Here is a 12,088-nt window from a genome sequence, read left to right as displayed (position 1 = left end):
TAGTCGCCTTCTTTACTTTGTCATTAAGTGCCTTACTCGCTGAAATTATTTACAGTTTTCAGCCAGACCGTCGAGATAACGCTCTGCATCCAGCGCGGCCATACAGCCGGTTCCGGCAGAGGTGATCGCCTGACGATAGATATGGTCCATCACATCACCCGCGGCAAAGACGCCCGGAATGCTGGTCTGGGTCGCGTTGCCATGAATACCTGACTGCACTTTGATGTAGCCATTTTCCAGCTCCAGTTGCCCGTCAAAAATGGCGGTGTTCGGGCTGTGACCGATGGCGACGAACAAACCTGCAACCTCAAGCGTTTCGACGTTATCGCTGTTTTGCGTGTCGCGCAGACGCAGACCGCTGACGCCCATCTGGTCGCCGGTCACTTCTTCCAGCGTACGGTGGGTGTGCAGCACGATATTGCCGCTTGCCACTTTATCCATCAGACGTTTGATGAGAATTTTTTCCGCACGGAAGGTATCGCGACGGTGGATCAGATGCACTTCCGAGGCGATGTTCGCCAGATACAGCGCTTCTTCAACGGCCGTGTTTCCGCCGCCAATCACCGCCACTTTCTGGTTGCGGTAGAAGAAACCGTCGCAGGTGGCGCAGGCAGAGACGCCGCGACCTTTAAACGCTTCTTCTGACGGCAGGCCGAGATAGCGTGCAGAGGCACCGGTAGCTATGATCAGCGCGTCACAGGTATATTCGCCGCTGTCGCCCGTCAGACGGAACGGACGGTTTTGCAGATCCACTTTATTAATGTGATCGAACAGGATTTCCGTTTCGAATTTTGCCGCATGTTCATGCATGCGCTCCATCAGCAGCGGTCCGGTCAAATCATGCGGATCGCCAGGCCAGTTTTCCACTTCAGTGGTGGTCGTGAGCTGGCCGCCTTTTTCCATACCGGTGATCAGTACCGGGTGCAGGTTGGCGCGTGCAGCGTAGACCGCAGCGGTATAACCCGCGGGGCCAGAACCAAGGATAAGCAGCTTACTGTGTTTAGCCGTGCCCATGAGATCCTCATTATAGTTAGCGGACAATGCGCAGGATTGTAGGGAATTTACGGACGTAAAAAAAGGGTGCAACGACTATGTTAACGATTTGTGTCGCCGATGAAGCGCCCGCAACAGGGTGATTCATAATAAAATCTACTGAAATTCGGCCGGTTATAAGGCGATAAAATGAGGTTTGCCAGGAGGTGTTGATGAATATCTGGCATGTTGTACTAAAAAAAGATGTTTTGCTTTGACAATCCCCTGCGCATTTGCGAAAACATTCGAGGAAGAAAAAAAGCAGTGTTTCGCGCATGATGCAAGTTCATGCATGCAAATGCCATTTTACCGGGTTATTGAAATCGACGCACGGCGTGGACAGACGCCATGCGTGATATTAATAACTGCCGCTGGCAACGGTCTTCTCAATACAGAACCCGGGTATATGTAGCGCAACTAACAATAACCAGCGATGCATAAACCGACGGGCAAAGACTCTCAACAGTGAAGTGCACAGGGTCAAGGCAGGAGTAGGGAAGGAATACAGAGAGACAATAATAATGGTAGATAGCAAGAAGCGCCCTGGGAAAGATCTCGACCGTATCGATCGTAACATTCTTAACGAGCTGCAAAAGGATGGGCGTATTTCTAACGTCGAGCTTTCAAAGCGAGTAGGACTTTCTCCAACGCCGTGCCTTGAGCGCGTGCGCCGGCTTGAAAGACAGGGTTTTATTCAGGGCTACACAGCACTGTTAAACCCGCACTATCTGGATGCATCACTTCTGGTTTTTGTTGAGATTACTCTGAATCGTGGCGCGCCGGATGTGTTCGAACAGTTCAACTCCGCTGTACAAAAACTTGAAGAAATTCAAGAGTGTCATCTAGTGTCCGGTGATTTCGACTATCTGTTGAAAACACGCGTGCCGGATATGTCGGCCTATCGCAAACTGTTAGGGGAAACCCTGCTGCGTCTGCCAGGCGTGAATGACACCCGTACCTATGTTGTTATGGAAGAAGTCAAACAGAGCAATCGTCTGGTTATTAAGACGCGCTAACACGGAACAGGTGCAATATCGGCGTAGTTTGATTACACTCCTGTTAATCCATACAGCAACAGTGCCGGGGCAACCTGGCGCTGTTCTCCGTTTTAGCATCAAGGACCTGGAGAGCCTTACTTGAGCCAGGAATATACTGAAGACAAAGAAGTCACACTGACCAGATTAAGCAGCGGGCGTCGGCTACTCGAAGCACTGCTGATTCTGGTTGCCCTGTTTGCCGTCTGGTTGATGGCGGCACTACTCAGCTTTAATCCTTCCGACCCCAGCTGGTCACAGACCGCATGGCATGAACCTATCCATAATCTGGGTGGGGTGCCTGGCGCATGGCTGGCCGATACGCTGTTCTTTATCTTCGGCGTGATGGCCTACACCATTCCGGTGATCATCATCGGGGCGTGCTGGTTTACGTATCGTCACCGGGCAACAGAAGACTACATCGATTATTTCGCGGTTTCCCTGCGTCTGATTGGCGTGCTGGCGCTGGTGCTTACCTCCTGTGGTCTGGCCGCAATCAATGCTGATGACATCTGGTATTTTGCCTCCGGTGGCGTGATTGGCAGCTTGCTCAGCACGGCGATGATGCCGTTACTGCACAGCAGCGGCGGAACCATTGCGCTGCTCTTCATTTGGGGCGCCGGACTGACGCTGTTTACCGGCTGGTCATGGGTGAGCATTGCGGAAAAAATCGGCAGCGTCATCCTGAATATCCTGACGTTCGCCAGCAACCGTACCCGCCGTGATGACACCTGGGTTGACGAAGAAGAGTACGACGAAGACGACTACGACGATGATATTGCCCCAGTGCAACGTGAATCCCGCCGGGCGCGTATCATGCGCGGTGCCCTTGCGCGTCGTAAACGTGTAGCCGAAAAATTTGCTAATCCATTAGGGCGTAAAACCGATGAGGCGCTGTTCTCTGGTCGCCGGATGGACGATGAAGACGATATTCAGTACAGCGCGCGTGGCGTCGCCGCCGATGCCGATGACGTGCTGTTCTCCAGTAACAAAGCCACCGGTGCGCCGCAGTGGGATGAATACGATCCGCTACTGAGCGGTCACAGCATCAGCGAGCCGCTTGCCGCTGCTGCCGTCGCCACCACCGCTACTCAGGCCTGGACTGCGCCCGTTGAACCTGTGATGCAGGCACCGTCTCAGCCAGTGGCTGAACCGCCGTATGTTACCGCTCCAGAGCCTGTTGCCGCACACTATGCTGCGCCGGACGAGCCGTCGTATTATCAGCCTCCTCAGCCGCCGGTTAACGACTATGATCATTACGCAACCCAGGCGCCAGTCTATCCTGAACCAGAAACGTATGCGGCAGTAACACCGCAGCCGGCGCCACAGGTTCAACCCCAGTGGCAGCAACCGGAGCCGCCACAGCAACAGCCATGGCAGCAACCGGAGCCTCAGGCCGTTGCCCCGGAACCAATACCGGAACCGGAAGAAGTGAAACCTGCGCGTCCACCGCTTTACTACTTCGAAGAAGTAGAAGAGAAGCGCGCCCGTGAACGCGAGCAGCTTGCCGCCTGGTATCAGCCGATTCCGGAACCTGCACAGCCTGCGCCTAAGCCAGCGCCGTCACCTGCACCTGCAATGCCTGCAGTCGATCCTGCACCGGCAATTACGCCTGCAGCGGCGGGTGTTAATGAGGCAACAACCGCCGCTGCTGCTGCCGCGCCGGTCTTCAGCCTTGCCGGAAGCGGCGCGCCACGCCCGCAAGTTAAAGAGGGCATTGGTCCGCACCTGCCGCGTCCTAACCGCGTGCGTGTACCGACGCGCCGTGAACTGGCGTCTTACGGGATCAAACTGCCTTCCCAGCGGATGGCGGAAGAACGCGCCCGTGAAACGGATTACGATCATGAGGACGAGGCCGATGCGATGCAGCAGGATGAACTGGCCCGCCAGTTTGCGTCCACGCAGCAGAGCCGCTATGGCGACGACTATCAGCACGATCAGGATAGTCATGATGTCAATGACGACGAGGTAGCAGAAGCGGAACTGGCACGTCAGTTTGCCGCCACCCAGCAACAGCGCTATGCGGGCGAGCAGCCTGCCGGGGCAACGCCTTTCTCACCAGCAGATTTCGACTTCTCCCCAATGAAAGCGCTGGTTGATGACGGCCCGAGTGAGCCATTGTTCACGCCTGGGGTGATGCCAGAATCGCAGCCAGCTGCGCCTGCGCCACAACCGTATCAGCAGCCTGTTAACCCTGCACCACAGCAATACCAACAGCCTGCCGCGCCCCAGTACCAGCAGCCCGTCGCCCCTGCGCCGCAACCTTATCAGCAGCCTGCCGCACCGCAGTACCAGCAGCCTGTGGCGACGCCGCAGTATCAGCAACCGCGGCAGCCTGCCCCGCAGGACAGCCTGATCCATCCGTTGCTGATGCGTAACGGTGACAGCCGTCCGGTGGTAAAACCGACCACCCGCTTGCCGTCGCTGGATCTGCTGACGCCGCCGCCAACCGAGACGGAGCCGGTAGATACTTTTGCGCTGGAGCAAATGGCTCGTCTCGTGGAAGCGCGTCTGAATGATTTCCGTATCAAAGCCGATGTGGTGAACTACTCACCAGGCCCGGTAATCACGCGTTTTGAATTGAATCTTGCGCCTGGGGTAAAAGCCGCGCGTATTTCCAATCTGTCCCGCGATCTGGCGCGCTCCCTGTCTACCGTGGCAGTGCGTGTGGTGGAAGTGATCCCTGGCAAACCGTATGTCGGTCTGGAACTGCCGAACAAAAAACGTCAGACCGTTTACCTGCGTGAAGTGCTGGACTGCGATAAATTCCGCGACAACGCCTCGCCGCTGACGGTGGTGCTGGGTAAAGATATTTCTGGCGAGCCAGTGATTGCCGATCTGGCGAAAATGCCGCACCTGCTGGTGGCCGGTACTACCGGTTCCGGTAAGTCGGTCGGTGTTAACGCCATGATCCTCAGCATGCTCTACAAAGCGCAGCCGGAAGACGTCAAATTCATCATGATCGATCCGAAGATGCTGGAACTGTCGGTTTATGAAGGTATCCCGCATCTGCTGACCGAAGTAGTAACGGACATGAAGGACGCCGCCAACGCGTTGCGCTGGAGCGTTAATGAGATGGAAAAACGTTACAAGCTGATGTCGGCGCTCGGCGTGCGTAACCTTGCCGGTTATAACGAGAAGATCGCCGAGGCCGCGCGTATGGGCCGTCCGATCCCGGACCCGTACTGGAAGCCTGGTGACAGCATGGACGCCACGCATCCGGTGCTGGAGAAACTGCCGTATATCGTCGTGCTGGTGGATGAATTCGCTGACCTGATGATGACCGTGGGTAAAAAAGTGGAAGAGTTGATTGCCCGTCTGGCGCAAAAAGCACGTGCGGCAGGTATTCACCTTGTACTGGCCACCCAGCGTCCTTCGGTGGACGTGATCACCGGCCTTATCAAAGCCAACATTCCGACGCGTATCGCCTTTACCGTTTCGAGCAAAATTGACTCCCGTACAATTCTGGATCAGTCGGGCGCAGAGTCACTGTTAGGCATGGGAGATATGCTCTATTCCGGGCCTAACTCCTCGTCAGCGCCGGTGCGTGTCCACGGTGCATTTGTACGCGATGAAGAAGTTCATGCGGTTGTGCAGGACTGGAAAGCGCGTGGCCGACCGAAATACATCGAAGGCATTACCTCCGATGCGGAAAGCGAAGGCGGCGCGGGTGGATTTGATGGTGGTGAAGAGCTGGATCCACTGTTCGATCAGGCGGTCAATTTCGTGACTGAAAAACGCAAAGCGTCCATCTCGGGCGTACAGCGTCAGTTCCGTATCGGCTATAACCGCGCGGCACGTATCATTGAGCAAATGGAAGCACAGGGCATCGTCAGCGAGCAGGGCCATAACGGTAACCGTGAAGTGCTGGCACCGCCGCCGTTTGATTAATCCCTTGATTGCAAAGTTGGGTAAACGAACGAAAAATCAGTATTTTCCTCTGTCACTGCCGTTCCGTCAGGCCTACAGTGAGTGACAGAAGAGTCTCCCGGATGGGGAGTGACGTACTTAAGGAATAACAATGAAAAAAATTGCCATCACCTGTGCATTACTGACTTCTTTCGCCGCCAGCAGCGTCTGGGCTGACGCCGCGAGCGATCTGAAAAGCCGTCTCGACAAAGTCGGCAGCTTCCACGCCACTTTTACTCAGAAAGTGACCGATGGGAGTGGTGCGGCAGTGCAGGAAGGACAGGGGGATTTATGGGTGAAACGCCCGAACCTGTTCAACTGGCACATGACGCAGCCGGACGAAAGTATTCTGGTGTCCGACGGTAAAACATTGTGGTTCTACAACCCGTTTGTTGAGCAGGCGACAGCCACTAATCTCAGCTCTGCCACCGGCAATACGCCGTTTATGTTGATTGCCCGTAACCAGGCAAGCGACTGGCAGCAGTACAACATTAAACAAAATGGTGACGACTTCGTGCTGGTGCCAAAAGGCAATAACGGCAACCTGAAGCAGTTCACCATTAACGTCAGCCAGAACGGCACCATTAATCAGTTCAGCGCCGTGGAGCAGGACGATCAGCGCAGTAGCTATCAACTGAAATCCCAGCAGAACGGGGCCGTCGATCCGTCGAAATTCACCTTTACCCCGCCGCAGGGCGTGACGGTGGATGACCAACGTAAGTAGAGGCATGAGTGGGAAATCTGACGCTCGATTTTTCCGATAATACGTTTCAACCTCTGGCCGCCCGTATGCGGCCAGAAAATTTAGCGCAGTATATCGGTCAGCAGCATCTTCTTGCTGCTGGTAAACCGCTGCCGCGCGCAATCGAAGCCGGGCATTTGCACTCCATGATCCTGTGGGGGCCACCCGGTACCGGTAAGACGACGCTGGCGGAAGTTATTGGCCGTTATGCCGATGCCGACGTCGAGCGTATTTCTGCCGTCACCTCCGGCGTGAAAGAGATCCGTGAGGCGATCGAGCGTGCGCGACAGAGCCGCAATGCCGGGCGTCGCACAATCCTGTTTGTGGACGAAGTGCACCGTTTTAATAAAAGCCAGCAGGATGCTTTCCTGCCGCATATTGAAGACGGCACTATCACCTTTATCGGTGCCACCACCGAAAATCCTTCGTTCGAACTCAATTCCGCATTGCTTTCCCGTGCGCGTGTTTATCTGCTTAAATCTTTGACCGTTGAAGACATTGAAGAAGTCTTAAACCAGGCGATGACGGATAAGGCACGGGGCTACGGCGGACAGAATATTGTGTTACCGGACGACACCCGCAAAGCCATCGCTGAACTGGTCAACGGCGATGCCCGTCGGGCACTGAACACGCTGGAAATGATGGCCGATATGGCCGAAGTGGACGCCAGCGGCAACCGCGTGTTGAAACCCGCGCTGCTGACGGAAATTGCTGGTGAGCGCAGCGCGCGTTTCGATAATAAAGGCGACCGCTTTTATGATCTGATTTCTGCGCTGCATAAGTCGGTGCGTGGTAGCGCGCCGGATGCGGCGCTTTACTGGTATGCCCGTATTATTACCGCCGGTGGCGATCCGCTCTATGTTGCCCGCCGCTGCCTGGCTATTGCGTCTGAGGATGTCGGTAACGCCGATCCGCGAGCGATGCAGGTCGCGCTCTCTGCATGGGATTGCTTTACCCGCGTCGGCCCTGCCGAGGGGGAACGCGCTATTGCCCAGGCGATCGTGTATCTGGCCTGCGCGCCAAAAAGTAATGCCGTTTATACCGCGTTTAAGGCAGCGATGGCCGATGCGCGTGAACGTCCTGATTACGACGTGCCCGATCACCTGCGTAATGCGCCGACCAAACTGATGAAAGAGTTGGGCTACGGTCAGCAGTATCGTTATGCCCATGACGAAGCCAATGGCTATGCGGCGGGCGAGGTCTATTTCCCCGAAGAAATAACACAAACGCGCTATTATCACCCGACAAACAGAGGTCTTGAAGGCAAGATTGGCGAAAAGCTCGCCTGGCTGGCTGAACAGGATCATAAAAGCCCCACAAAACGCTATCGCTAACTGAGACGTTGCGGTAAGGTTATTCATGATTCTGGTGGCTGCAGGCTGTGGCCACTTCCTCTAATTTTCAATTCGATAAGCACAGGATAAGCATGCTCGATCCCAATCTGCTGCGTACCGAGCCAGACGCAGTCGCAGAAAAACTGGCACGCCGGGGCTTTAAGCTGGATGTTGATAAACTGCGCGCTCTCGAAGAGCGTCGTAAAGTTCTGCAGGTCAATACGGAAAACCTGCAGGCGGAGCGTAACTCGCGATCGAAATCCATTGGCCAGGCGAAAGCGCGCGGGGAAGACATCGAGCCATTACGCCTGGAAGTGAATAAGCTGGGTGAAGAACTGGATGCCGCGAAAGGCGAGCTGGAAACCCTGCTGGCAGAAATCCGTGATATTGCGCTGGCGATCCCGAACATTCCCCACGACGATGCCCCTGATGGCCGCGACGAGAACGATAACGTCGAAGTCAGCCGCTGGGGTACGCCGCGCACCTTCGATTTCGACGTGCGCGATCACGTGACGCTGGGTGAAATGCACAACGGCCTGGATTTTGCCGCTGCGGTTAAACTGACCGGTTCGCGCTTTGTGGTGATGAAAGGTCAGATCGCGCGTATGCACCGTGCTCTTGCCCAGTTCATGCTGGATTTGCATACCGAACAGCACGGCTACAGCGAAAACTACGTGCCGTATCTGGTTAACCACGACACCCTGTACGGTACTGGCCAGTTGCCTAAGTTCGCCGGCGATCTGTTCCATACTCGTCCACTGGACGAAGAAGCAGACAGCAGCAACTATGCACTGATCCCGACCGCAGAAGTGCCGCTGACTAACCTGGTTCGCGATGAGATCATCGACGAAGACGCGCTGCCGATCAAAATGACCGCGCATACGCCGTGCTTCCGCTCTGAAGCCGGATCATATGGTCGCGATACCCGCGGTCTGATCCGTATGCACCAGTTCGATAAAGTTGAAATGGTACAGATCGTTCGTCCGGAAGACTCCATGGACGCGCTGGAAGAGATGACCGGTCACGCGGAAAAAGTGTTGCAGCTGCTCGGCCTGCCGTACCGTAAGATCATACTGTGCACCGGTGATATGGGCTTTGGTGCCTGCAAAACCTACGATCTGGAAGTGTGGATCCCGGCGCAGAACACCTATCGTGAGATCTCCTCGTGCTCAAACGTGGGCGATTTCCAGGCGCGTCGTATGCAGGCACGCTGCCGCAGTAAAACCGACAAGAAAACCCGTCTGGTGCATACGTTAAACGGTTCGGGTCTGGCGGTTGGTCGTACGCTGGTTGCCGTGCTGGAAAACTACCAGCAGGCTGATGGCCGTATCGAAGTACCCGAAGTGCTGCGTCCGTACATGAATGGCCTTGAATACATCGGCTGATGGTGCGTCACTCATCACGTTTTAAAGCGCCTGCGGGCGCTTTTTTATTACCTCATTGATACCGAACAATAACCCTTTTAGTTAAAAGGGTAATACTCACTTTGTATTAGCGCAGCATAAAAAAACTCAAAAAAGGTTAATTCGCTATATGAAATATATAGCGATTGTTTTTTTCGTGAGCAATCAAAGTGAGTCCTTATGAAAATATCTGTTCCCGAGGCATTCCTCAATGCCGGGGTGAGCCGACGCAGCCTGATGAAAACCTCAGCCATCGGCGGCCTTGCCGCTGCCAGCAGCGCCCTGAGCTTACCTTTTTCCCGTATCGCCCGCGCCGCTGAAGCCCTGGCGCCCGGTGCTTCTGCTGAGAAAGTCGTCTGGAGCGCCTGTACCGTCAACTGCGGTAGCCGCTGCCCGTTACGCATGCATGTGGTGGACGGCAAAATCAAATATGTCGAAACCGACAATACCGGCGATGACAACTATGATGGGCTGCATCAGGTGCGTGCCTGTCTGCGCGGCCGGTCAATGCGTCGTCGTGTCTACAATCCCGATCGCCTTAAACAACCGATGAAACGTGTGGGCAAACGCGGGGAAGGGAAGTTCGAACCCATCAGCTGGGACGAAGCCTTTGACACCATCGCTGGCACCCTGCAGCGCCTGATCAAAGATTACGGCAATGAATCCATCTACCTGAACTATGGCACCGGCACGCTTGGCGGCACGATGACCCGTTCATGGCCGCCAGGTAAAACGCTGATCGCCCGCCTGATGAACTGCTGTGGCGGTTATCTGAATCACTATGGCGACTATTCCACGGCGCAAATCGCGGCGGGTCTGAATTACACCTATGGCGGCTGGGCCGACGGTAACAGCCCGTCCGATATTGAAAACAGCCAACTGGTAGTGCTGTTTGGCAATAACCCCGGTGAGACACGCATGAGCGGCGGCGGGGTGACCTACTACGTCGAGCAGGCGCGTGAGAAATCCAATGCGCGCATGATTATCATCGATCCGCGCTATACCGACACCGGAGCGGGTCGTGAAGATGAATGGATCCCCATCCGCCCGGGCACCGATGCGGCACTGGTCTCGGCGCTGGCGTGGGTGATGATCAACGAAAACCTCGTGGATAAGCCTTTCCTCGATAAATACTGCGTGGGTTACGACGAAACCACGCTGCCGGAAGGTGCTCCGGCAAACGGCCATTACAAAGCCTACATCCTGGGTAATGGTAGTGATGGCATTGCCAAAACCCCGGAATGGGCGGCGGCTATCACCGGTATTCCGGCAGCCCGCATCGTGAAGCTGGCGCGCGAAATTGCCATGGCGAAACCGGCATTTATCTCGCAGGGCTGGGGGCCGCAGCGCCATTCAAACGGCGAACTGGTGTCCCGCGCCATTGCCATGCTGCCGCTATTGACCGGTAACGTGGGGATCAACGGCGGCAACAGCGGCGCGCGCGAAGGCGCTTACTCAATGCCGTTTGAACGCATGCCGACCCTGGAAAATCCGGTACAGACCAGCATTTCCATGTTCATGTGGACGGATGCCATTGAACGCGGCCCGGAAATGACCGCCACCCGCGACGGCGTGCGTGGTAAGGATAAGCTTGATGTGCCGATCAAAATGATCTGGAACTATGCCGGTAACTGCCTGATCAATCAGCACTCCGAAATTAACCGTACGCATGAAATCCTGCAGGATGATAAAAAATGCGAGCTGATTGTGGTGGTGGACTGTCACATGACCGCATCAGCGAAATATGCCGATATTATCCTGCCAGACTGCACGGCATCAGAGCAGATGGACTTCGCGCTGGACGCCTCCTGCGGCAACATGGACTATGTGATCTTCGCCGATCAGGCCATCTCACCGCTGTTTGAATGCAAAACTATTTATGAGATGACAACGGAACTGGCAAAACGCATGGGCGTTGAGACGCAGTTTACCGAAGGACGCACGCAGGAAGGCTGGTTGCGCCATCTCTATGAGCAGTCTCGTGCGGCGATCCCCGCGTTACCCACCTTTGAGGAATTCCGCGCGCAGGGCATCTTTAAACAGCGCGATCCTGAGGGGCATCACGTGGCCTATCAGGCCTTCCGCAACGATCCGCATGCGAACCCGCTGACGACGCCGTCGGGTAAAATCGAGATTTACTCCACGCAACTGGCTGAGATCGCCGCGAACTGGGAGCTGGCGGAGGGGGATGTGATCCATCCGTTGCCGGTTTACAGCCCGGGCTTCGAACATCACGACGATCCGCTACGCGCAAAATGGCCGTTGCAGCTTACCGGTTTCCACTACAAAGCCCGCACGCACTCCACCTACGGCAACGTTGATGTGCTGAAAGCCGCATGTCGCCAGGAGATGTGGATCAATCCGCTCGATGCGTCACAGCGTGGCATCGCCAGCGGTGACAAAGTGCGTATTTTCAATGGCCGCGGTGAAGTACATATCGAAGCGAAAGTCACGCCACGCATTCTTCCCGGCGTCGTGGCGCTAGGGGAGGGAGCCTGGTATGACCCGGACGCAAAAGGCATCGACAAAGGGGGTTGCATCAACGTGTTGACCACACAGCGCCCGTCACCGCTGGCGAAAGGTAACCCATCGCACAGCAACCTCGTCCAGGTCGAGAAGGTTTAAGGAGTAACC

The 12,088-nt window shown here is 55.6% G+C and carries 7 protein-coding genes; 6 read left to right on the top strand and 1 reads right to left on the bottom strand.

Features of this window, described 5'->3' with window-relative positions:
- Positions 1–45: 45 nt before the first annotated feature.
- On the bottom strand, positions 46–1,014 hold the full coding sequence (gene trxB, locus KW828_RS02665) for a thioredoxin-disulfide reductase (protein WP_218334869.1): 969 nt from the start codon (positions 1,012–1,014) through the stop codon (positions 46–48).
- 539 nt (positions 1,015–1,553) lie between these two features.
- Between trxB and lrp the strand changes: the two genes are divergently transcribed.
- The 6 genes from lrp (at position 1,554) to dmsA (ending at position 12,079) form a co-directional block, all read left to right on the top strand.
- Entirely contained in the window at positions 1,554–2,048 is a 495-nt protein-coding gene (gene lrp / locus KW828_RS02660) for a leucine-responsive transcriptional regulator Lrp (RefSeq protein ID WP_002439523.1), read from the top strand.
- 120 nt (positions 2,049–2,168) lie between these two features.
- Entirely contained in the window at positions 2,169–5,957 is a 3,789-nt protein-coding gene (ftsK, locus tag KW828_RS02655) for a DNA translocase FtsK (RefSeq protein ID WP_218334868.1), read from the top strand.
- A gap of 130 nt (positions 5,958–6,087) precedes the next feature.
- Positions 6,088–6,699, top strand: a complete 612-nt coding sequence (gene lolA / locus KW828_RS02650; protein WP_218334867.1) for an outer membrane lipoprotein chaperone LolA — start codon at positions 6,088–6,090, stop codon at positions 6,697–6,699.
- An 8-nt stretch (positions 6,700–6,707) separates the two neighbouring features.
- Complete coding sequence (locus KW828_RS02645; RefSeq protein ID WP_218334866.1) at positions 6,708–8,051, top strand: replication-associated recombination protein A; 1,344 nt, start codon at positions 6,708–6,710, stop codon at positions 8,049–8,051.
- A gap of 92 nt (positions 8,052–8,143) precedes the next feature.
- Entirely contained in the window at positions 8,144–9,436 is a 1,293-nt protein-coding gene (gene serS, locus KW828_RS02640; protein WP_218334865.1) for a serine--tRNA ligase, read from the top strand.
- A gap of 198 nt (positions 9,437–9,634) precedes the next feature.
- Positions 9,635–12,079: a dimethylsulfoxide reductase subunit A gene (gene dmsA, locus KW828_RS02635; protein ID WP_218334864.1), complete on the top strand. Its 2,445-nt coding sequence runs from the start codon at positions 9,635–9,637 to the stop codon at positions 12,077–12,079.
- The last annotated feature ends 9 nt before the right edge of the window (positions 12,080–12,088 follow it).

The organism is Enterobacter sp. ENT03, from assembly GCF_019218745.1.
GTDB lineage: Bacteria > Pseudomonadota > Gammaproteobacteria > Enterobacterales > Enterobacteriaceae > Enterobacter_D.
Note: the sequence above shows the minus strand (reverse complement) of the source record. Positions and strands in the feature narration are given on the sequence as shown.